The following is a 21,247-nucleotide window of genomic DNA, read 5'->3' on the forward strand; positions in this document are numbered from 1 at the left end:
CCTAGCCGGTAGCGCCCGACTTGCGTCGCGGTATCCCCAGGCGCTGGCGGCGCTCCCACAGGCATTTGCGGCTGATGCCGAGCTTGCGGGCCAGCTCGGTTTCGGTCATGTGGTCCTGGTGCTCAAGGACGAAGTGCTGGAAGTAGTCCTCGAGCGACAGATCTTCGGTGGGCTCGTTGGAGGCGCTTGCGGCGAGAGGTCCGCAGTTCGGCTCGAAGTCATCGTCGATGTCGTCGAGCTCGATATCCAGCCCCAGCAGCTCGGCGCTGATTTCCGGCCCTTCGCTGAGAATCGCGGCTCGCTCGATGGCATTTTCGAGTTCACGCACGTTGCCCGGCCAGGAATAGCGTCGGATCGCCTGCTCGGCCTCGCGCGAGAAGTGCATTGGCTCGGTGCCCATGCGCTCGCACTGGCGATCGAGAAAGGCGCGGGCGATCTCCAGTACGTCGTGGCCGCGTTCGCGCAGCGGCGGCAAGCGCAGCGCGATGACGTGCAGACGGTAATAGAGGTCCTCGCGAAACTGCCCGGTCTTGGCCAGGGTCTTGAGGTCGCGGTGGGTGGCGGCGATCAGTCGCACGTCGACCTTCTGCGAGTGCACCGAGCCGACACGACGGATCTCGCCTTCCTGAAGCACCCGCAACAGGCGTGCCTGGGCTTCGAGCGGCAGCTCGCCGATCTCGTCGAGGAACAGCGTGCCGCCGTCGGCCGCTTCGACGAGTCCGGCGCGCCCGGCACTGGCGCCGGTGAAGGCGCCTTTTTCATGGCCGAACAGCTCGGATTCGATGAGGGTTTCCGGAATTGCCGCGCAGTTGACCGAGATCATCGGCGCCTTGGCGCGGCGTGAGAGGTTGTGCAGCGCGCGGGCGACCAGCTCCTTGCCGGTGCCCGATTCGCCCTGGATCAGCACGTTGGAATCGGTCGGGGCGACTTTGCGAATCTTGCCGAACAGGTCGAGCATTGGCGCGCAGTGGCCGATGATGCCGATATCGCTCGCCTGGTTGCTGCTGGCGGCGGTCGAAGGCGGGGCCTCGCGCGCGATGGCAGGCTGGCTGGCAAGCTGCTGACGGTCGCTGAGGATACGCGCCACGGTCTGCAGCATCTCGTCGTGGTCGAACGGCTTGGCGATGTAGTCGACCGCTCCTAGCTTCATCGAGTCCACCGCCGAGCGCAGGCTGGCGTAGCTAGTCATGATCAGCACCGGGGTGCCCTCGGCGAGTCTGATCAGCTCGGTGCCCGGCGCTCCGGGCAACCGCAGGTCGCTGACGATCAGATCAAAGGCGGGGATGCTGTAGCGCTCCTGCGCCTCCTGCACCGAACCGGCTTCGCTGACCTCGTACTGATTGCGTTCGAGCAGGCGTCGCAGGGCGGAGCGGATGATGGTTTCGTCTTCGACGATCAGTATGTGTGACATCGGTACTCTCTCGGCGGTCTGGAGGCGTCCCGGCGTCGAGCCGGACGGCGTCGCCTCTTCAACTTGCGGCATGTGATGCCTCGACATGCCGCGGCAGGGTGATGCGGAAACGGGTGCCGCGCTGCGTTACCGGGTCAGCCGGGCTGTCGATATCGATCTGGCCATAATGCTCTTCCACGATCGAATAGACCAGCGCGAGGCCCAGCCCGGTGCCCTCTCCAGGGTCCTTGGTGGTGAAGAATGGCTCGAACAGCCGATCCTGGATGGCCTTGGGAATTCCGCTGCCCTCATCCTCGACGATCAGGTAGACCGTCTGCTCGGATTGCTCGCTGCTGATGCGGATCGTGCCGCCTGGCGACGAGGCGTCCCGCGCGTTGGACAGCAGGTTGATGACCACCTGGGCCAGGCGCTGGGCGTCGCCCTCGGCCAGGTGCTCGGCGTGGCACTGATTGACGAAGCGGACTTCGGTGCGTTGACGGTTGAGCGAGAGCAGGGCGATGGCTTCCTGGGTGATGTCGCGCAGGCTCACCGGATACAGGCTCTGCTGGCGGCCGCCGGCATGCGCGAAGCTCATCAACGACTGCACGATCCGCGAGACGCGCTTGGTCTGCTCGATGATTTGGCTGCTGATCTCGATGATCTCCCCGTCGCCCTCGCGCTCTTCGCGCAGATTCTGCGCCAGGCAGGCGATGCCGGTGATCGGATTGCCGATCTCGTGGGCGACCCCGGCGGCGAGCCGGCCGATACTGGCCAGGCGCTCGGAATGCACCAGCCGATCCTCCAGCTCCTGGGTCTCGGTGAGGTCTTCGACCAGCAGGACCAGGCCGCTGTTGCCGGGCGCCAGTGGTTCGGCGATGGCCGCCTTGTGCAGGTTCAGGCAACGCCGGGTGCCATCGAGCGACAGGCGCTTCTTGTGCAGATGCTCGTCGGCCTGGGCGATGAAATCCACCAGCAGGCTGCGCCAGGGTTCGGCGATGGTGGGCAGCCGCGAGCCCACGACCTGCAGCGCGCGAATGCCGGTCAGCTCTTCCAGGGCACGGTTCCACATCAGGATTTCCTGATCCTTGGCCAGCGAGCAGACCCCCATCGGCAGCTCCTGCAGGGTCTGCCGGTGGTAGCGGCGCAGGGCGTCGAGCTCGGCGGCCAGGCCGGTCAGGCGCGAGTGGTAATCCTCCAGGCGGCTCTCGATGAAGTGGATGTCCTCGGTGACGTAGCCCTCTGTGCCATGTTTGTAGGGCAGGAAATTTTCGACGATGTCCTGCGCGACGCTAGGGCCCATCAAGCCCGACAGGTTGGCTTCGATGCGATCGCGCAGCCGGCGCAGGGCGTAGGGGCGGTGCTCGTCGAAGGGCATCTTCAGGTCGCGCAGGGCCTGTTCGACCTCGCGCTGGGCGATCTTGGCGCCCAGCGGTTTGGCCAGCTGGGTGGCGAACTCCTGGGGTGAGGCGGCCAGCAGTTCGCGGCGCTGCGGTCGCCGCAGATTTTCCACGGCGCAGGCCTCGGCCGCGCTCTGCTCCTCCGGGCTGCTGTCGGTGAACAGCGAAACCAGGGTGAAGGCCAGGACATTCACTGCCAGCGAGGCAATTGCCGCCAGGTGCCAGCTGGTGTCGTCCAGCACGTAGACCATGTTCAGCAAGGGGATGTAGAAGCCATCCAGGTTGCCGACCAGCGGCAGCAGCATGGTGGTCAGCCAGACGCCGATTCCCGCCACCAGCCCGGCGATGTAGCCGCGCCGATTGGCGGTCGGCCAGTAGAGCACCGAGAGCACGCCAGGAAGGAACTGCAGGGTCGCGACAAAGGCGACGATCCCCAGGTTCGACAGGTCCTGCTCGGCGCCGAGCAGCAGGTAGAAGCCGTAGCCGGCCAGGATGATCGCCAGGATCAGGCTGCGCCGCGTCCACTTCAGCCAGCGGTAGATGTTGCCTTCCGAGGACGGCTGGTAGAGCGGCAGGACCAGGTGGTTGAGTGCCATTCCCGACAGGGCCAGGGTGCTGACGATGATCAGCCCGCTGGAAGCCGACAGGCCGCCGAGAAAGGCGAGCAGTGCCAGCGCTTCGTTGCCGGCGGCAATGCCGAGACCAAGCGTGAAGTATTCCGGGTTGGTGCTTACCCCGAGCTTGAGCCCGGCCCAGAGGATCAGCGGTACTGCCAGGCTCATCAACAGCAGATACAGCGGCAGCCCCCAACTGGCGCTGACCAGCGCACGCGGGTTGATGTTTTCGGCAAAGGTCATGTGAAACATGTGCGGCATGACGATCGCCGAGGCGAAAAATACCAGCAGCAGTGTGCGCCAGGGCCCTTCCTGCAGGGGCGTATGCAACGCCTGCAGCGCCGACTGGTTCTGCAGCAACCAGAGCTCCAGCTGGTGCGGGCCGCCGAATACCACATAGAGCGCATACAGGCCGATCGCGCCAAAGGTTGCCAGCTTGACCACCGACTCGAAGGCGATGGCGAAGACCAGACCTTCGTGTTTCTCCCGGGCGGCAATATGGCGTGCACCGAAGAGCACGGTGAACAGCATGATCAGTGCGCAGTAGCCGAGCGCGACGCGCTCCTGCATCGGCTCCAGGGTCAGGATGCCGATCGCGTCGGCCACCGCCTGGATCTGCAGGGCGAGCAACGGCAGCATGCCGACCAGCATGACGATCGTGGTGAGCGCGCCGGCCCAGGTGCTGCGAAAGCGAAAGGCGAACAGGTCGGCCAGCGAGGCGAGCTGATAGGTGCGCGTGATACGCAGGATCGGGTAGAGCAGCACGGGTGCCAGCAGGAAGGCACCGCACACGCCCAGGTAGGTGGCGAGAAAGCCATAGCCGTACTGATAGGCCAGCCCGACCGTGCCGTAGAAGGCCCAGGCGCTGGCATAGACGCCGAGTGACAGCGTATAGGTCAGCGGATGGCGAATGATCGCCCGCGGGATCAGCCCACGTTCGCTGAACCAGGCGACGCCGAACAACGCCAGCAGGTAGGCGGCACTGATCAGTACCAGGTGGCTCAGGCTAAAGTTCGTCGGCATCACGCTGGCTCTGCAGGATGAAGGTCACCACGATGAGGATCAGCCACAGCAGATAGGGCCGATACCACGCGCCGTTGGGGTCGATCCACCAGTCCATGATGGCTGGGGAGAACAGGTAAATCCCCACCACCAGGAGCAGCACCAGTCGGTAGATGTACATGCCGCCTCTCACATCGGAAGTGGGCCCGATGGTAAAGGAAGCAGCTGCCGGCTAGAAGCGCGCTGCCTCTGCGAAGCGCGTGCGATCAGCGCAGCTGGGCCTCGGCCAGCGTGCGGCAGCGAGGAATGCGCGTCGCATCCCAGTGGGCTGTCGCCCAGCGCAGCACCTCCTCCGGCGTGCCCTGCGCCAATGCCGGGTCCGGCTGCTGGCCGAGCGCGCGCAATGCGCGCAACAGCAGAGGCGCGGCCTCGTGGGGCTGCAGCGGCGGTGAGCGGTAGCGCTTGCCCAGCTTGTGGCCGTCGGGCTGGATGATCAGCGGCAAATGCAGGTAACGCGGACGTGTCAGGCCCAGCAGCTCCTGCAGGTAGAGCTGGCGTGGCGTGGAGTCGAGCAGGTCGGCGCCGCGAACCACGTCGGTCACGCCCTGCTGGCCGTCATCGAGCACCACGGCGAGCTGGTAGGCGATCAGGCCGTCGCGCCGCCGAATGACGAAATCGCCCACCTCGCGTCCCAGGTGCTGGTGAAACTCACCCTGTACGCGGTCGTCGAAGCTGTACTCGCGGGCTGGTACGCGAAGACGGATGGCGGCGTCCTGCAGCGGCAGGTTGGCGTCACGACAGAAGCCCGGGTAAACGCCGGCATGGGCTTGCAGCTGCTTGCGCGAACAGTTGCAAGGGTAAGCCAGCCCGCGGGCAAGCAGGTCGTCGATGACCGCGTTGTAGAGGGGGAGACGTTCGCTTTGGCGCAGAACCGGCCCGTCCCACTGCATACCGTAGGCTTCGAGCGTATGCAGGATGGCGTCCTGCGCGCCGGGCATCTCGCGCGGTGGATCCAGGTCTTCCATGCGCAGCAGCCAGATGCCGCCGACGGCACGCGCATCCAGGTAGGAGGCCAGCGCGGCTACGAGTGAGCCGAAGTGCAGGAGGCCACTGGGGGTAGGTGCGAAACGCCCGACATAGCGTTCGGCTGCGGCAGTGGGCGTGGAACGGGCGGGCATCGATGGGGCGACAGGGGGAAAAGAAGCGGGGCGCCTAAGCGCCCCGTCGGGATCAGGAACCGAGTTGCTTTTCCTTGATCTCGGCCAGCGTCTTGCAGTCGATGCAGAGCGTGGCGGTCGGACGGGCTTCGAGGCGGCGGATACCGATCTCGACACCACAGGACTCGCACCAGCCGTACTCGTTGTCCTCGATCAGCTGCAGGGTTTCGTCGATCTTCTTGATCAGCTTGCGCTCGCGGTCGCGGGCGCGCAGCTCCAGGCTGAATTCCTCTTCCTGGCTGGCGCGGTCGGCCGGATCCGGGAAGTTGGCGGCCTCATCCTGCATGTGGTGCACGGTGCGATCGACTTCCTCCATCAGCTCCTGCTTCCACTTGTTCAGGATGCCGGTGAAATGAGCGCGCATCTTGTCGCTCATGTACTCCTCGCCGGGGGCTTCCTTGTACGGCTCGAAGGCGCGAATCAGTTGACTGCTAGTCGGTGTCGCTTTGGTAATGGGCATGGATGAACGCCTCTCGCTATGTCCATTGCGCAGATGGTGGTCCCCGCCGGCCCGTGCCGGCCCTGCGGCTGCAAGCGGGCGAACTTACCAGATCGGCTCGGGGCGCGCTACTCCCCTAAACGATGGTGGCTTCTGGCTTTGCGGGGCCTTGGTTAGAATCCCTGTTTTGACCGATCAGGTAGGTCCGATGACCTCGTCTTTCAGCGCACGCAGCCGTGCGATCGAACCCTTTCATGTCATGGCGTTGTTGGACCGGGCCAATCAGCTGCAGGTTCAGGGCCATGACGTCATTCACCTGGAAATCGGCGAACCCGACTTCACCACGGCGGCGCCCATCGTCGCGGCGGGGCAGGCGGCACTCGCGGCCGGCCACACCCGCTACACCGCCGCGCGAGGCTTGCCGCAGCTGCGCGAGGCGATCGCTTCCTTTTATGGGCTGCGCCATGGTTTAACCATAGACCCCGAACGCATTCTTGTGACGCCCGGTGGCTCCGGTGCCCTGTTGCTGGCCAGCAGCCTGCTGGTCGATCCGGGCAAGCACTGGCTGCTGGCCGATCCCGGCTACCCGTGCAATCGGCATTTCCTGCGCCTGGTCGAAGGGGCCGCGCAGCTGGTGCCGGTCGGCCCGGAGAGCCAGTACCAGCTGACGCCCGAACTCGTCGAACGCCACTGGGACGCCGCCAGCGTCGGCGCGTTGGTGGCCTCGCCAGCCAATCCCACCGGCACGGTGCTGGATCGCGCACAGCTGGCGGCGCTTTCGGCTGCATTGCGCGCGCGCGGCGGCCACCTGGTGGTCGATGAGATCTATCACGGGCTGACCTACGGCATGGACGCGCCCAGTGTTCTGGAAGTCGACGACCAGGCCTTCGTACTCAACAGTTTCTCCAAGTACTTCGGCATGACTGGCTGGCGGCTGGGCTGGCTCGTCGCCCCGCCGGCCGCGGTGCCGGAGCTGGAGAAGCTGGCGCAGAACCTCTACATCAGTGCCCCGAGCATGGCCCAGCATGCGGCGCTGGCGTGTTTCGAGGCGCCGACGCTGGAAATCCTCGAGGCGCGTCGCGCCGAGTTCGCCAGGCGTCGTGACTTCCTGCTGCCGGCGCTGCGCGAGTTGGGCTTCGTGATAGCGGTGGAGCCGCAGGGCGCTTTCTATCTGTATGCCGATATCCGCGCCTTCGGCGGCGATGCCTACCGATTCTGTCAGCACATGCTGGAAACCGAGTTCGTCGCCATCACGCCCGGTCTCGATTTCGGTCGTTACCAGGCCGGGCACCATGTGCGATTCGCCTATACCCAGGCGCTGCCGGTGCTGGAGCAGGCGGTGGCGCGCATCGCCCGTGGCCTGCAGAGCTGGCGACCCTGATGCGTTACCCGCAGCCGCTCGAGACGGGCACGTTGGTTCGTCGTTACAAGCGCTTCTTCGCCGACGTGCTGACCGATGGCGGCGAGCCGTTGTGCATCCACTGCCCCAACACCGGTTCGATGCTCAACTGCATGGGGGAGGGCGCGCGCGTATGGTTTTCCCGTCATAACGATGCGCGTCGCAAGCTGCCGGGCACCTGGGAGCTGGTGCAGACACCACATGGGCGCCTGGCTTGCGTGAATACGGCGCGGGCCAATCGGCTGGTCGAAGAAGCGCTGCTCGCCGGTGTGATCGCCGAGCTGGATGGCTTTACCGCGCTGCGGCGGGAGGTCGCTTATGGCCAGGAAAACAGCCGAGTGGACTTTCAGTTGAGCTTTCCCCGTGGCGAGGTCTACGTGGAAGTCAAAAGCGTCACGCTTGGGTTTGCCGACGACCCGATCGCAGCCTTTCCCGATGCGGTCACCGCGCGGGGGGCGCGGCACCTGCGAGAGCTCGCGGCCCAGGCGCGTGCGGGTGTCCGGGCGGTGCTGCTGTACTGCGTGAATCTGACTGACGTCGAGGCGGTCCGCGCCGCCCGGGAGATCGATCCGGCTTACCATGCGGCGCTGCAGGATGCGCGGGCGGCCGGCGTCGAGGTGCTCGCCTATGCGGCGGAGCTGTCTCCCGAGGAAATCCGCCTGGCGCGGCGGGTGCCGGTGCTCCTCTGATACTCAAGCTTGCGACCAAAGTTGTAGCTGAATGATACGGGCGCGGAACAAAGCGGCCGTTTGCGAGCCTCAACGAGGCTGCGTGCGGAGATCGGTTGAGCGCAGCTCCGGCAAGCAGCCTGACGGTCGATAAACGAGCGGGACGAAGGGCTACGTCGGCTCGGGGTGGTCGGCTGGCTCGGCAATCATTCCAAGGCGCACGCTGGCAGCGGGCGTGTCATCGACGGGGCAATTACACGATGCGGATTCTGGTATGTGGCGCGAGCGGGCAGGTCGGCCGCGAGCTGGTCGAGAGGGCGGCGGCGTTCGGCATGACGGCGATCGGGCGAAGCCGCCAGCAGCTCGATATCGGCTGCCCGGTACAGATCGAGCGTGATCTCTGGCAGCTTCAGCCTCAACTGATCATCAATGCGGCCGCCTATACGCATGTCGATCATGCCGAGACGGAGGTCGAGCAGGCCTTCGCCGTCAATCGAGACGGCCCGCGCCACCTGGCCGAGGCTGCTGCGCGCGCCGGCATTCCGCTGCTGCATCTGTCCACCGATTATGTCTTCGCCGGTGATGGTCGAGCGCCCTATCGCGAGAGCGACCCCACGCGACCTACCGGCGTCTACGGTGCCAGCAAGCTGGCCGGCGAAGATGCGATACGCGAATGTCTGGACAGGCATCTGATCCTGCGCACCAGCTGGGTCTACGGCGTGCACGGGCGCAACTTCGTCAAGACCATGCTGCGTCTGGGCGGCGAGCGCGACGCGCTGGGTGTGGTCAGCGACCAGATGGGTGGTCCGACGGCGGCTGGCAGCATCGCCGAGGTGCTGCTCGAGCTGGCGCGCCGCTATGGCCGGGAGGGCTCGCTGGCCTGGGGCCTCTACCACTACAGCGGCTCGCCGTCGTGCAGCTGGTACGAGTTCGCCGAAGAAATCTTTCGGCAGGCCGGCCGGATCGGGCTGCTTGCGCAGCTGCCGCAGGTCAGCCCGATCGCGACGCTCGACTACCCTACACCCGCGCAGCGGCCGGCCTGGTCAGTGCTTGACTGCAGCCGCTTGGAACAGGCCTTCGGGATAGCCCAGCGCGACTGGCGGCAGGATCTCGCCGACGTCTTGGAGCGCTTGTCCATGGCGTCAGCACGCAGCGCACACGCCTCGCTCGCCTGATTCGCGCCGGCAAGCGTGCGCCTGCGCGGCGTGGCCGGTATTCTTGACGCTTTTGCCAACTTTGTACTGAGCGGCGGGAGCGTTGCATGGTAGCGGTTCAAGCGATTCTGCCGATCTTCGCCTTGATTGCCCTGGGCCTGCTGATCGGGCGGCGCGGCTGGTTGAGCACGGAGGGGAGTTCCGGCCTCGCGTCGCTGACCTTCAAACTGTTCATGCCGGCCGTGTTGTTCAACGGCATCGCCCGGGCCGAGCTGGGCGAAGGCATGTCGCCGATGCTGCTGGTCGCCTACTTCGCGCCGGTGCTGCTGGTATTCGTCCTGGTCAACCTGGTGGCGCATCGGCTGCGCGGTCGTCCCACGGCGCTCGGCCTCACCGCCGCCTATTCGAACAACGTGCTGGTCGGCATTCCGCTGGTCAGCACGTTGCTGGGCAGCGAAAGCCTGGTTTTCGTGTTCGCCATTCTCGTATTCCACAGCCTGATTCTGTTTTCGCTGCAGAGCTTCTACGTGGCGCTGGGTTCCGGCGAGCGCGTCAGTGGCGCCGCGCTGCTGAAGAATCTGGCCAATCCGCTGATCGTCGGCCTGGTTGCCGGAGCCTTGCTCAACCTGTCGGGGCTCGACCTACCCGAGCCATTCTGGCGCCTGGCGGGCTGGCTGGCCCAGGCGGCGCTACCCTGTGCGCTGCTGGTGCTGGGGCTGAGTCTGGCGCGCTATCGATTGCGGCCAAGTCCGGCGGCGTTCGTGCTGAGCGTGATCAAGCTGGGGCTGTTTCCGCTCTCGGTATGGTGGCTCTCGGGGCTGCTGCCCGGGCTGAGCATGGAGGCGCGCAGCGTGCTGGTGCTACTGGCGGCCTGCCCGAGCGGGGTGAACGTGCTGGCGTTCGTTCGGCATGCCGACGACACCCGGCCGGTCGGCTCGGCGGTGTTTCTCTCGACCGTGGTCGCGGCGGTCAGTCTGCCACTTTGGATGCATCTGCTCGCCGGCTGACGGCGTGAGTTCGAGAGAACGCCGGCACGGCGTTCGCTGTCCATCGGATGACGACTGTGAAGGAGGTACCCATGCTCAAGTTCATCGGTGGCACTGCTGGCATCATCTTCATCATTGGCCTGATTGTCGTGATCGGCCTGTTCAAGCTGGTGTTCTGACGCCAGGCACGCCCGCTACTTGCGCTCGTGGGGGGCGTGCATGATCTCCTCCAGCGATAGCCCGGTCAGGCCATGGATGGTGCGCCAGAGGTAGTAGAAGATGGCCATCATCATCAGCATGCTGGGGATGGCGATCATCGGATAGCTGAGCAGCGTCATACGCCCCAGTTCTTCGTTGAACGCCTCGGTTCCGGCCGGGCTGTGCACGATCCACTTTGCCAGCACGTAGTTCATGGCCGACGAGAAGAAAAAGGTGCCGCTCAGCCAGTAGGTCGCCCGCTGCAGGCGCTTCTCGAAGTGCTCGGTCTGCCCCTTGGTCTCGAGCTGCTCATGGACCCTGGCGACGTTGATGACCTTCGGGTTGTAGAGCATGGTGCGGATCAGCGGATAGCGAGTGCGCGTGGAGAACAGGACCGCGAGCCCGATCAGCCCGGGCACCGCCGCTTCCTTGATGGCCAGCCAGCGCGTATTCAGTTGCAACAGCCCGATGCCGCCGGTGAGCAGCACGCTGACCAGCCCGAGCAGGGCAATCCAGTTGAACTTGCGATAGCGCACCAGCTCCCACAGGCCCCACCCCAGCGGGAAGGCCAGGGCCAGCACCAGGGCGCCATCGGCGCCGAGACGATGCTCGCCGCTGAGTTTCATCAGAATGATCGAGGGGATGACGATGCTGACCGCCATGTCGATCAGCGGGCGAGGTTGGTGCTCGGTCTGGGCGGTGGAAGTGTCGTTCATGTCGGTGTGTCGCGTTCGAGGGCGGTCATGATCGCCTGTGTCGGGTCGAGTCGCCAGCCCCGCTTCGCGTTTTGTTCATCCCGCTGGCGGCTTGCGGCGATCGGACCACTGACCTATCTCGAAGCCGAGCACGACGAAGATGGCCAGCGCAAAGGGCAGCAACAGATAGAGCACACGGAAGACGATGAGCGCGGCCAGCACATCGGCAGTGGCCAGTTCGGGCATGGCGGCGAGAAAGGTTACCTCCAGCACGCCGAGCCCGCCGGGTGCATGCGATAGCAAGGCCAGCGAGAACGATGCCAGGAAGACGCCGAGAACGGTGAGGTAACCCGGATTGTTCTCCACCGGCAATGCCACGTAGATGATCGCTGCGGCGCAGAGCAGCTCGAGTGGCCCGGCGAGCAGCTGACGGGCCACCACCCTCAGGCGTGGATACTCCACCTGCCACTTGCCCAGCTTGAGGGGGCGCAGCTGGCGCCAGGCACCGAATATGTAGAGCCCGACGAGCCCCATCAGCAAGGTGCCGATGCCGATCGCAACCGCCGGCTGCACCTCGACGATGCGATCAAGTACCGAGGGTTTCAGCACCAGTACCGCGCCGCCGGCCGACAGCGTGCCCAGGCCGAAGGTCAAGGAGCAGAAAACGATCAGGATGCCGATTTCCTGCGGTGTCAGGCCTTTGCTGCGGTAGGCCCGGTAGCGGACCACGGCACCGGAAAACACCGAAGCACCGATGTTGTGTGCCAGCGCGTAGGTGGTGAATGAGCAGAGCGTGATGAACCACCAGGAAATTCGCTTGCCCAGGTGGAGCATGGCGATGCGGTCGTACCAGGCCAGCGCGAAGTAGGCGCCGGCCGTGGCGCAGGCGGCCGCCAGCCAGTGCATGGGGGCAATGGCTCGCAGGCTGTCGGCCAGCTCGGCCAGGGAAATGTTGCGAACCTCTTCGTACAGCAGATAGCCGGACAGCAGTACCGCCACGAGCCCGATCAGGGTCCAGGCGACATCGCTTCGTCTCGTCATCGATTGGGGCTCCTCGCTACGGCAGGTCCGGCGTCTGGATATATGGCGCTTTGCCCGGCAGGGGCGCAAAGCATGCACGTAAGTGTTCGATTCGGCCAGTACTGCTTAGATCGGCAGCGGCAATCCGGATTTGTTCAGTGCAGCCTGCAGCCCGTCGCCGCACGGGCACGCCCGCGGATGGGCATGGTCAGCATGAGAAATGAGCCGGGACAGACCCATGAGCGAAATTCCACGCGAGGAACGAATCGAAGGTTCGCTGGCGTTGCTCAGCGATGGCAACGCCTTCATCCAGAAGCGCTGCCGGCGACTGCACAGTGACGTGTTCCAGGTGCGCCTGCTGCTGCAGAACACGCTGTGCATCAGCGGCGAAGAAGCGGCTCGCCTGTTCTATGACGAGCGTCGCTTCGAGCGCGCCGGCGCGGCTCCGCGGATGTTGCAGAAGACGTTGTTCGGCCAGGGTGGCGTGCAAGGCCTCGATGATGAAGCTCATCGGCGGCGCAAAGGTATGTTTCTCCAGTTGCTCGGGGCCGAGCAGGTGCAGGCGCTGGTTGCGCTGTTCCAGCAGCAGTGGCTGACGGCGCTGCCCCGGTGGCGCGCGGCGGGGCAGGTGACATTGCTTCCGGCTGTCGAGGAATTGCTCACCCGCAGTGTCTGCACCTGGGCGGGCGTGCCGCTGCCGGAAGCGGAGGTAGGGCAACGATGTGAACAACTGACCGCGCTGATCGAGGGTGCCGGCGGCATCGGTGCGAGGCATTGGCACGCGCGCCGCTCTCGGCGTGAGGCTGAACAGTGGGCGGTCGGCTTGCTCGCCTCGGTCCGTCGCGCCGAGGCATCGCCGGCTTCGGCGCTGGCGACGCTGGCCTGGCACCGTGAGGCCAATGGCCAGCTGCTGCCGCTGGCCACGGCCGCGGTCGAGCTTCTGAACCTGCTGCGTCCGACCGTGGCGGTATCGCGCTTCATCGTCTTCGCCGCGCTGGAGCTGGCCCGGCATCGGCAGTGGCGAGAGCGGCTGCGGCAGGACGACGGGATGGTCGAGCCCTTCGTCCAGGAAGTGCGCCGCTTGCACGCCTTTTTCCCGTTTACCGCCGCGCGGGTTCGCGAGGACTTTTACTGGCGTGGGTTCCGTTTTCCCAAGGGCACTCGGGTTCTGCTGGACCTCTACGGCACCAACCGCGACGAGCGCAGTTGGGCCGATCCTGAAGCGTTCCGCCCCGAACGATTCGTTGGCTGGGAGGGCAACGCCTACAGCTTTCTGACCCAGGGTGGCGGGGACCTGGCACAAGGGCATCGCTGCCCGGGTGAGCGGCCGGCGATCGAGCTGACCAAGGCTGCGGTGCGCCTGCTGTCACAGCGGATGGATTACCGGGTGCCCGAACAGGATCTGCGCGTCGACGAGACCCGCATGCCGTCCCGGCCGGCGAGCGGCCTGGTCATCAGCGAGATCGTCGCTTGAGCGCCGCGATCAGTGCGTCTCGGACGAGGCGCGTGACTCCTTGAACTGCACCCAGTGCTCCACCTGCTCGCGCAGCTGCGAGAGCTCGACGGGCTTGGCCATGTGCGCATCCATGCCGGCTTCCCGGGCGCGCTCCCGATGCTCGCTGAGAATATGCGCGGTCAGCGCCACCACTGGCGTGCGTGGGCGCCCCTCGCTGGCTTCCCACTCGCGCAGTTGGCGGGTGGCCTCGAAGCCATCCATGACCGGCATTTCGCAATCCATCAGCACCAGGTCGTAGGGTTGCTCCTTGATCGCCAGCAGCGCCTGTTCGCCATTGCTGGCTGTGTCGGGCGTCAGGTTCAGCTTGTTGAGCATGCCGCGGATGACCTTGGTCGAAATGCTGTTGTCCTCGGCGACCAGGATGCGGAAATCGATCGGTACTTCGGTGGCTGTCGGCAGGGTCGGTGCGGGCGGCGCCGGGCGCTCCTCGCGTTTGTGGCGTTGGGCAAGCTCTTCGGCAAGGGTCGTGCGCAGGGTGTAGCCGGCCACCGGCTTGGCCAGGATCCGCTTGATCCCGGCATTGCGCGCCTCGACCTTGGTCGGCGCGCTGCTCATGCCGGTGAGCATGATCAGCAACAGGTCATGGGTCAGGCTGAAATCCTCGCGGATCTTGCTCGCCAGCTGGATGCCGTTCATGCCTGGCATGTCCTGGTCGAGCAGCACCGCATCGAAGTAATCCTTCAGATGCGCCTTGGTGCGTAGCAGGGCCAAGGCTTCCCGCCCGGACCCCACGGCACTGACCTCCATGCCCCAGCTGGTGCATTGCTGCGCCAGGACCTTGCGGCAGGTCTCGTTGTCATCGACCACCAGCAAGCGGGTGCCCTGCAGAGTGCGGTCGAATTCGGCGGAGGCATGCAGCAGGTCGTCGGCGTTCAGCGGCAGGCTGATCCACACGGCATTGCCGGCGTCGTCGCTGTGGATGCCCAGCTCGCCACCCATCAGTTGCACCAGCTGGCGCGCTACCACCAGGCCGAGCCGGCCGCCATGGCTGGAGGCTGCAAGCAGCTCGTGATTGTCCAGGGACGCGTTGAGCAGGGCGTTGCGCTCATGGCTTTCCAGCGGCTTACCGCTGTCCTGCAGGCTGATGCGCAGCCTGGGCTTGCCATTGGAATGCTCCAGCGAGGAGGTCAGCAGCAGATCGCCTGCCTCGGTCTGGCGGAACGCGTTCTCCAGCAAGCTGAGCAGCGCCTGGCGCAGCCTTCCGGGGTCACCGGTGATGATCACCGGCAACTGCGGATGGATATGGCTGACCAGTTCGATTCGCTGCTGTTCGGCCTTGGGCCGGAAGATGTTCAGGCAGTCCTCGATCAGCGCGCTGAGGTCGAACTGGACCTCTTCCAGCTCGATCTGGCCGCTCTCCAGTTTGGAGACGTCGAGGATCTCGTTGATCAGATTCAGCAGCTCGTTGCCGGCGCTATGGATGGTTTGCACGTAGTCGCGCTGCTTGGCCGAGAGCGAAGTGTTGAGCAGCAGTTCGCTCATGCCGAGTACGCCGTTCATCGGCGTGCGGATCTCGTGACTGACGCGGGCGAGGAAATCCGCCTTGGTGCGCAGCTCGGCACTCATCACTGCCAGGGCGGTATGGCGAGTACGGCTGTCGGCGAGCAGTTGGCGCTGGCGTTCGAGCAGGGCGAGGCTCAACAGCAGGCCGCACGACATCGCTGCGCTGAACAACCCGCCGGTCAAAAGGCCTGGCTTGAACTGCTCCAGCCCCAGCAGCGCGGGCAGGAAGAACAGATAGGTGCTGCCGAACAGCGCCAGTCCGATGCTGATCAGGCGCGCCGGAGCGTAGCCATCGCGCCAGTGATAGGTCGCGACACCAAAGCAGGCGAACACCGCAAGCGCTACCAGTCCGTAGATCAGCCAGACGTTCCACAGCCAGGGGCCAAGCATGATCGCGCCTGCCAGTGCCAGGCAGAGGTTGAACAGCAGGCCCAGTAGCCAGTTGCACCAGGGTCGGCTGCGCTGATGAAAGAAGGCGATGGTGAAACCGAGCAGGGCGACGCAGCCGGCCAGCGTCGAAAGGTCGGCGATCAACGGCTGGCTGTAGACCAGTCGCGGTGCCCAGGTGGCGAGCAAGCCGAGGTTGGCGACCGCGCAGCAGAGCATCGCGGCGAGGGTCAGCGCCAGCCAGACATGGCTGTAGCTGCGGGTGTAGGCGAAGCGCGCCAGGTTATAGATCACCAGCAGCGCGAGCGCACCGAACAGGGCGCCGAACAGGTAGGCCGGATTGGCCTGCTTGACCAGGCCGGCTTCATCCAGCACCTGGAACCAGGTCATCATCGGATGGCTCGACTGCAGGCGTATGTAAGCCGTGCGTACCTCACCGTCGTTCGGCAACTCGAACAGGTAGGCGCGATCGGGTAACGGCCGGGAGCTGAGCGGGCGCAGCTCTCCGGTGGCGGTGTGCCGTTCGATCTGGCCGTTGTTGAGTAGGTAGAAGTCCACGTACTGCATGCGCGGGGCATACAGCCAGAGCCAATGGGCTTGGGCAAAGGGGGGCAGGTTGACCTGCAGCCAGACCGCCTGCTCGCTGGCCGGCGCGCTGAACGCACGGGCATCGAGTCGCTGGAACAGCGGGCGCTGTACGGCGACCTCTTCGAGTGACAGGCGCGCAGAGCGATCGATCAGCATGCGCCAGGTCTGCCCGGCCTCATCTTCCAGACGAGCGTCGGACGCCGGGGCTGCAAACACGTCCGCGTTTGCCAGCAGGCTCAGGAACAACGCGATGACAATCCAGAACCGCCCCACGACCGAAGTCCCTTCTCGAGTGTGACGGCGGATTATAGTCACGCGGCTACCGGCCTGTAATCGGGCGAAGACGCCATCACATGCGTCTTCGCCCGTATTTGCGAAAGGCGCCCGCTCAGCGGTCGGACCGCTCACGCGCAATGGCGCGATAGCCGATGTCCTTGCGATAGAACATCCCGTTCCAGCGGATCTTTTCAGCCAGGCGATAGGCCTGCTGCTGGGCCTGTTCGACGCTTTCGCCGATCGCCGTGGCGCACAGGACCCGACCGCCGGCCGTCACCACCCGGCCTTCGGCGTCGAGCGCGGTGCCGGCATGGAATACCTTGCCGTCCAGCGCTGCCGCCTCGTCGAGCCCGTCGATCACGTCGCCCTTGGCGTAGTCGCCCGGATAACCGCCGGCTGCCAGCACGACACCCAGGGTCGGGCGCGGGTCCCAGGTCGCTTCGACCTTGTTCAGCGCCTTGGCCTGGGCGGCCTCGATCAGCAGGATCAGCGACGACTCCAGCCGGCACATGATCGGTTGGGTTTCCGGATCGCCGAAGCGGCAGTTGAACTCGATGACCTTCGGTGCGCCCGACTTGTCGATCATCAGACCGGCATAGAGGAACCCGGTGTAGACGTTGCCTTCGGCGGCCATGCCGCGCACGGTCGGGTAGATGATCTCGTCCATCACGCGCTGGTGCACTGCGGGCGTGACCACCGGGGCTGGCGAATAGGCGCCCATGCCCCCGGTGTTCGGGCCGGTATCGCCATCGCCCACACGCTTGTGGTCCTGGCTCGTCGCCATCGGCAGCACGTTCTCGCCGTCGACCATGACAATGAAGCTGGCTTCCTCGCCGTCGAGGAATTCCTCGATCACCACGCGCGCGCCGGCGTCGCCAAAGGCGTTGCCCGAGAGCATGTCGCGTACCGCCTCCTCGGCTTCGGCCAGCGTCATGGCGACGATCACGCCCTTGCCCGCGGCCAGGCCATCGGCCTTGATGACGATCGGTGCACCGCGTTCACGCAGATAGGCGAGTGCGGGTTCGACTTCGGTGAAGTTCTGATAGGCCGCGGTGGGGATGTCGTGGCGTGCGAGGAAGTCCTTGGTGAAAGCCTTGGAGCCTTCCAGTTGGGCGGCTCCCGCGGTGGGGCCGAAGATCGACAGGCCGCGACTGCGGAACAGGTCGACTACGCCTTTGACCAGCGGTGCCTCGGGGCCGACGATGGTGAGCTGGACATTGGTCGCGGCGAAATCGGCCAGCTGCTCGATGGCCAGCACGTCGATGGCGACATTCTCGCACTTGGCTTCCAGCGCCGTGCCGGCGTTGCCCGGGGCGACGAAAACCTTTTCGACGCGGGGATCCTGCGCCACCTTCCAGGCCAGGGCGTGCTCGCGGCCACCGCTGCCGATGATCAATACGTTCATTGCATTCTCCTGCGGGAGTCGGGCCCGTGGCCCGATCGGTGGACAGCGACGGCTGTCCACCCTACGAAAGCTGTTGCTCTTGCGAATCTATCCGGGCCGCGATGGCGCGGGTCGGTGCCAGGCGCGGAGGGCTTCGCTCAGCGCAGTTGCCGCTGGCAATGAGCATGAGCGAAGTCGTCCGCAACAACCCGGGCGCCTGCTTCAGCGCGGCCATGCCACCTTAGTGACGGAAGTGGCGCATGCCGGTGAACACCATCGCCATGCCGGCCTCGTCGGCTGCCGCGATGACTTCCTCATCGCGCATCGAGCCGCCTGGCTGGATCACTGCGGTGATCCCGGCCTTGGCCGCGTTGTCGATGCCGTCGCGGAAGGGGAAGAACGCATCGGAAGCCATGACCGCACCCTGCACCTGCAGCCCCGCGTGTTCAGCCTTGATGGCCGCGATCCGTGCTGAGTTGACCCGGCTCATCTGTCCGGCGCCGACGCCGACGGTCTGCCGGTGCTTGGCATAGACGATGGCGTTGGATTTGACGAACTTGGCTACCTTCCAGGCGAAGATCAGGTCGTGCAGTTCCTGCTCGGTCGGCGCACGTTGGGTCACGACCTTCAGGTCGGCCTCGGTGATCATGGCGATGTCGCGGCTCTGGATCAGCAGGCCTCCGTTGACGCGCTTGTAATCCCAGCCCGGTGCGCGCTCGGCCGGCCACTGGCCGCATTCGAGCAGACGGACGTTGGCCTTGGCGGCCACGACGGCGCGCGCTTCGGCCGCCACCACTGGCGCGATGATGACTTCGACGAACTGCCGCTCGATGATGGCCTTCGCCGTTTCGGCGTCGAGCTCGCGGTTGAAGGCGATGATGCCGCCAAATGCCGACTCGCTGTCAGTGGCGTAGGCCAGGTCGTAGGCCTTGCGGATGCCGCCTTCGTCCTCCGGTACGACCGCGACGCCGCACGGGTTGGCATGCTTGACGATCACGCAGGCCGGCTTGGTAAAGCTCTTCACGCACTCGAGCGCGGCATCGGTGTCGGCCACGTTGTTGAACGACAGCTCCTTGCCCTGCAGCTGGCGGGCCGTGGCGACGCAGGCTTCATCGGGCTTCTCGACATAGAAGGCGGCCTGCTGGTGCGGGTTCTCGCCGTAACGCATGTCCTGCGCCTTGACGAACTGCATGTTGTAGGTGCGCGGGAACAGGCTGCGATTGTCCGTGGACAGCGTATCGGTGCCCTGATCGATGCCGCCCAGGTAGTTGGCGATCATGCCGTCGTAGGCCGCGGTATGTTCGAACGCCTTGAGCGCCAGGTCGAAGCGCTGGGCGTAGGTCAGGCCACCGTTTTTCAGGTTCTCGAGCACGCTCGCGTAGTCGTCGGCGTTGACCACGATGGCGACGTCCTTGTGGTTCTTGGCTGCCGAGCGAACCATCGTCGGGCCGCCGATATCGATGTTCTCGATGGCGTCCGGCAGGGTGCAGCCCGGCTTGGCAACGGTGGCCGCGAACGGGTACAGGTTGACCGCCACCAGGTCGATGGGCCGGATGCCGTGTTCGGCCATGACCGCGCCGTCGAGGTCACGACGGCCGAGGATGCCGCCGTGGATCTTCGGATGCAGGGTCTTGACCCGGCCATCCATCATCTCCGGAAAACCGGTGTAGTCGGCAACTTCCACTGCTTCCACGCCGTTGTCACGCAGCAACTTGAAGGTGCCCCCGGTGGATAGGATCTCGACGCCGAGTGCTGCGAGCTCACGGGCAAAGTCGACGACACCGGTCTTGTCGGAAACGCTGATCAGTGCGCGGCGAACGGGTAGGCGAGTGGTTTGGTCGGTCATAACGGTTCCAGAATGGGACTGCAGGCTACGGGCGACAGGCTGCACGCGCGCGGGGACCCGCGTTCGGCGGCACGCGGCCCTCGTTAAAGCAGATCGTATTGCTTGAGTTTCTTGCGCAGGGTGCCTCGGTTCAGGCCGAGCAGCTCGGAGGCCTTGGTCTGATTGCCCTTGACGTAATTCATCACGGTTTCCAGCAAGGGCGCTTCGACTTCGGAGAGCACCAGGTTGTACACGTCCGTGACGTCGGCCCCTTCTAGGCGGGCGAAGTAATTGTGCAGCGCTTTCTCGACGCTGCCGCGCAGGGTCTGCCCCGCGTCGCTCGGCGTGCTGAGGTGCTGCTTGAGATTCAGGTTGTCGCTCACGGATGCTGTTCCAGTTACCAAGGTTTCGTTCAAAAGCGTCATGCGGCCTCCCCCTGTCCATCCTCCGCGTTGGGCCCTGAGCGTTGCTCGGCAAAAAAGGACTGAATGGCCAGTCCTTGTGCCAGCCTGTCGTCCAGACGATTGAACCGGGCGCGGAACTCGCGTGCGCCCGGCAGTGATTCGAGATACCAGGCGACGTGCTTGCGGGCGATGCGTACGCCCATCACATCGCCATAGAACGCATGCAGCGCATCAAGGTGTTCTAGCAGAACGCCGCGCAGTTCCTCGACACCGATCGTCGGCAGCAGCGTGCCGTGTTCGAGGAAGTGATTGATCTCACGGAAGATCCAGGGGCGGCCCTGGGCTGCACGGCCGATCAACAGACCGTCGGCGCCGGTGCGGGCCAGCACTTCGCGTGCCTTGTGCGGAGAATCGATGTCGCCGTTGGCGAACACCGGAATGCCGATGCTCTGCTTGATGGTGGCGATGGTTTCGTATTCGGCCTCGCCGGTGTAGAGGTCGGCGCGGGTCCGGCCGTGCACGGCAAGTGCGCAGATGCCCGCCTGTTCGGCGATGCGCGCGATGGTCACGCCGTTGCGGTTGTCGCGGTCCCAGCCGGTGCGGATCTTCAGCGTCACCGGAACGTCGACGGCCGCGACCACGGTTTCGAGAATCTGCGCGACCAGGGCTTCGTCGCGCATCAGGGCGGAGCCGGCGGCCTTGTTGCAGACCTTCTTTGCCGGGCAGCCCATGTTGATGTCGATGATCTGGGCGCCCATTTCGACGTTGCGCCGAGCCGCCTCGGCCAGCATCTGCGGATCACCGCCGGCGATCTGGACCGAGCGGGGCTCGGGCTCGCCTGCGTGCTGCAGCCTGAGGCGGGACTTGCGGCTGTGCCAAAGGCGCACGTCGCTGGTCAGCATCTCCGAGACCACCATGCCGGCGCCGAAGCGACGACACAGGCGTCGGAACGGCTGATCGGTCACGCCGGCCATGGGCGCGAGAATCAGGCGATTCGGTAAGGTGTAAGGGCCGATGCGTACCGCTGACATGTAGATTCCCTGCCTGGAGCCTGCTTGTTAGGTCGATCGGGACTGCAAAAAAGGGTGGGCATAATACCCGCTCCGGATGACGGGTTAAAGGTTGTTCTGAACAAATTCTGAGCAGCCGAAAGCTTATCGCCAGAAGTTGTTGGCGGCGCCTGGC

General features: G+C 65.3%; 18 protein-coding genes. 6 read left to right on the top strand and 12 right to left on the bottom strand.

The annotated features are described in order from the left end of the window. Position 1: 1 nt before the first annotated feature. The 5 genes from CL52_RS04510 to dksA all read right to left on the bottom strand — a co-directional run bounded on the left by CL52_RS04510 (position 2) and on the right by dksA (position 6,080). Positions 2–1,411 (bottom strand): sigma-54-dependent transcriptional regulator, encoded by a 1,410-nt coding sequence (locus CL52_RS04510; RefSeq protein ID WP_043218787.1) that lies wholly within the window; start codon positions 1,409–1,411, stop codon positions 2–4. A 58-nt stretch (positions 1,412–1,469) separates the two neighbouring features. Further along, the gene (locus CL52_RS04515) at positions 1,470–4,424 is read right to left on the bottom strand and encodes a sensor histidine kinase (protein ID WP_043218789.1); all 2,955 of its coding nucleotides are present in this window, start codon (positions 4,422–4,424) and stop codon (positions 1,470–1,472) included. Next, positions 4,408–4,584, bottom strand: a complete 177-nt coding sequence (locus CL52_RS21025) for a hypothetical protein (protein WP_003095129.1) — start codon at positions 4,582–4,584, stop codon at positions 4,408–4,410. The genes CL52_RS04515 and CL52_RS21025 overlap by 17 nt, the downstream gene beginning before the upstream one ends. Positions 4,585–4,669: 85 nt before the next feature. After that, a complete protein-coding gene (gene gluQRS, locus CL52_RS04525) occupies positions 4,670–5,581 on the bottom strand; it encodes a tRNA glutamyl-Q(34) synthetase GluQRS (protein WP_043218790.1) in 912 nt (303 codons plus the stop codon). Between the two features lie 52 nt (positions 5,582–5,633). Next, positions 5,634–6,080 carry an RNA polymerase-binding protein DksA gene (gene dksA, locus CL52_RS04530; protein ID WP_041111182.1) on the bottom strand — a complete coding sequence of 149 codons (447 nt, stop codon included), beginning with the start codon at positions 6,078–6,080 and terminating at the stop codon, positions 5,634–5,636. Between the two features lie 187 nt (positions 6,081–6,267). On the opposite strand from dksA, the gene CL52_RS04535 reads away from it, so the two are divergent. The 5 genes from CL52_RS04535 (at position 6,268) to CL52_RS21740 (ending at position 10,445) form a co-directional block, all read left to right on the top strand. Continuing rightward, positions 6,268–7,440: a pyridoxal phosphate-dependent aminotransferase gene (locus tag CL52_RS04535; protein ID WP_043218791.1), complete on the top strand. Its 1,173-nt coding sequence runs from the start codon at positions 6,268–6,270 to the stop codon at positions 7,438–7,440. Then, on the top strand, positions 7,440–8,147 hold the full coding sequence (gene sfsA / locus CL52_RS04540; RefSeq protein WP_043218794.1) for a DNA/RNA nuclease SfsA: 708 nt from the start codon (positions 7,440–7,442) through the stop codon (positions 8,145–8,147). Before CL52_RS04535 ends, sfsA begins: the two co-directional genes overlap by 1 nt. Positions 8,148–8,386: 239 nt before the next feature. Continuing rightward, positions 8,387–9,301, top strand: coding sequence for a dTDP-4-dehydrorhamnose reductase (gene rfbD, locus CL52_RS04545; RefSeq protein WP_043218795.1), 915 nt, complete (start codon positions 8,387–8,389; stop codon positions 9,299–9,301). Between the two features lie 86 nt (positions 9,302–9,387). Continuing rightward, positions 9,388–10,287: an AEC family transporter gene (locus CL52_RS04550; RefSeq protein WP_043218797.1), complete on the top strand. Its 900-nt coding sequence runs from the start codon at positions 9,388–9,390 to the stop codon at positions 10,285–10,287. 56 nt (positions 10,288–10,343) lie between these two features. After that, positions 10,344–10,445 carry a small membrane protein YohP gene (locus CL52_RS21740; protein ID WP_446678052.1) on the top strand — a complete coding sequence of 34 codons (102 nt, stop codon included), beginning with the start codon at positions 10,344–10,346 and terminating at the stop codon, positions 10,443–10,445. A gap of 15 nt (positions 10,446–10,460) precedes the next feature. On the opposite strand, the gene CL52_RS04555 is transcribed toward CL52_RS21740, so the two are convergent. Together CL52_RS04555 and CL52_RS04560 are read right to left on the bottom strand one after the other, a co-directional pair. Beyond that, entirely contained in the window at positions 10,461–11,180 is a 720-nt protein-coding gene (locus CL52_RS04555; protein WP_041111172.1) for a VC0807 family protein, read from the bottom strand. A 75-nt stretch (positions 11,181–11,255) separates the two neighbouring features. Further along, positions 11,256–12,200: a lysylphosphatidylglycerol synthase transmembrane domain-containing protein gene (locus CL52_RS04560; protein ID WP_041111170.1), complete on the bottom strand. Its 945-nt coding sequence runs from the start codon at positions 12,198–12,200 to the stop codon at positions 11,256–11,258. Positions 12,201–12,417: 217 nt separating this feature from the next. Between CL52_RS04560 and CL52_RS04565 the strand changes: the two genes are divergently transcribed. Continuing rightward, the gene (locus CL52_RS04565; protein ID WP_043218799.1) at positions 12,418–13,653 is read left to right on the top strand and encodes a cytochrome P450; all 1,236 of its coding nucleotides are present in this window, start codon (positions 12,418–12,420) and stop codon (positions 13,651–13,653) included. Positions 13,654–13,662: 9 nt separating this feature from the next. Here the strand turns inward: CL52_RS04565 and CL52_RS04570 are convergent, their stop codons facing one another. The 5 genes from CL52_RS04570 to dusB all read right to left on the bottom strand — a co-directional run bounded on the left by CL52_RS04570 (position 13,663) and on the right by dusB (position 21,093). Continuing rightward, positions 13,663–16,446 (bottom strand): hybrid sensor histidine kinase/response regulator, encoded by a 2,784-nt coding sequence (locus CL52_RS04570; protein ID WP_043218800.1) that lies wholly within the window; start codon positions 16,444–16,446, stop codon positions 13,663–13,665. A 115-nt stretch (positions 16,447–16,561) separates the two neighbouring features. Then, a complete protein-coding gene (gene purD, locus CL52_RS04575) occupies positions 16,562–17,854 on the bottom strand; it encodes a phosphoribosylamine--glycine ligase (protein WP_041111164.1) in 1,293 nt (430 codons plus the stop codon). A 220-nt stretch (positions 17,855–18,074) separates the two neighbouring features. Continuing rightward, on the bottom strand, positions 18,075–19,679 hold the full coding sequence (gene purH, locus CL52_RS04580; RefSeq protein ID WP_041111162.1) for a bifunctional phosphoribosylaminoimidazolecarboxamide formyltransferase/IMP cyclohydrolase: 1,605 nt from the start codon (positions 19,677–19,679) through the stop codon (positions 18,075–18,077). 83 nt (positions 19,680–19,762) lie between these two features. Beyond that, complete coding sequence (gene fis, locus CL52_RS04585) at positions 19,763–20,083, bottom strand: DNA-binding transcriptional regulator Fis (RefSeq protein ID WP_041111160.1); 321 nt, start codon at positions 20,081–20,083, stop codon at positions 19,763–19,765. Next, positions 20,080–21,093: a tRNA dihydrouridine synthase DusB gene (gene dusB, locus CL52_RS04590; protein WP_041111158.1), complete on the bottom strand. Its 1,014-nt coding sequence runs from the start codon at positions 21,091–21,093 to the stop codon at positions 20,080–20,082. Before dusB ends, fis begins: the two co-directional genes overlap by 4 nt. Positions 21,094–21,247 lie beyond the last annotated feature (154 nt).

Origin of the sequence: Stutzerimonas balearica DSM 6083, from assembly GCF_000818015.1 — a bacterium.
Classification (GTDB): domain Bacteria; phylum Pseudomonadota; class Gammaproteobacteria; order Pseudomonadales; family Pseudomonadaceae; genus Stutzerimonas; species Stutzerimonas balearica.

Bases quoted from the DNA above. Each gene is read 5' to 3' on its own strand.
- CL52_RS04510 (WP_043218787.1), bottom strand. From the start codon at position 1,411: ATGTCACACATACTGATCGTCGAAGACGAAACCATCATCCGCTCCGCC.
- CL52_RS04515 (WP_043218789.1), bottom strand. From the start codon at position 4,424: ATGCCGACGAACTTTAGCCTGAGCCACCTGGTACTGATCAGTGCCGCC.
- CL52_RS21025 (WP_003095129.1), bottom strand. From the start codon at position 4,584: ATGTACATCTACCGACTGGTGCTGCTCCTGGTGGTGGGGATTTACCTG.
- gluQRS (WP_043218790.1), bottom strand. From the start codon at position 5,581: ATGCCCGCCCGTTCCACGCCCACTGCCGCAGCCGAACGCTATGTCGGG.
- dksA (WP_041111182.1), bottom strand. From the start codon at position 6,080: ATGCCCATTACCAAAGCGACACCGACTAGCAGTCAACTGATTCGCGCC.
- CL52_RS04535 (WP_043218791.1), top strand. From the start codon at position 6,268: ATGACCTCGTCTTTCAGCGCACGCAGCCGTGCGATCGAACCCTTTCAT.
- sfsA (WP_043218794.1), top strand. From the start codon at position 7,440: ATGCGTTACCCGCAGCCGCTCGAGACGGGCACGTTGGTTCGTCGTTAC.
- rfbD (WP_043218795.1), top strand. From the start codon at position 8,387: ATGCGGATTCTGGTATGTGGCGCGAGCGGGCAGGTCGGCCGCGAGCTG.
- CL52_RS04550 (WP_043218797.1), top strand. From the start codon at position 9,388: ATGGTAGCGGTTCAAGCGATTCTGCCGATCTTCGCCTTGATTGCCCTG.
- CL52_RS04555 (WP_041111172.1), bottom strand. From the start codon at position 11,180: ATGAACGACACTTCCACCGCCCAGACCGAGCACCAACCTCGCCCGCTG.
- CL52_RS04560 (WP_041111170.1), bottom strand. From the start codon at position 12,200: ATGACGAGACGAAGCGATGTCGCCTGGACCCTGATCGGGCTCGTGGCG.
- CL52_RS04565 (WP_043218799.1), top strand. From the start codon at position 12,418: ATGAGCGAAATTCCACGCGAGGAACGAATCGAAGGTTCGCTGGCGTTG.
- purD (WP_041111164.1), bottom strand. From the start codon at position 17,854: ATGAACGTATTGATCATCGGCAGCGGTGGCCGCGAGCACGCCCTGGCC.
- purH (WP_041111162.1), bottom strand. From the start codon at position 19,679: ATGACCGACCAAACCACTCGCCTACCCGTTCGCCGCGCACTGATCAGC.
- fis (WP_041111160.1), bottom strand. From the start codon at position 20,083: ATGACGCTTTTGAACGAAACCTTGGTAACTGGAACAGCATCCGTGAGC.
- dusB (WP_041111158.1), bottom strand. From the start codon at position 21,093: ATGTCAGCGGTACGCATCGGCCCTTACACCTTACCGAATCGCCTGATT.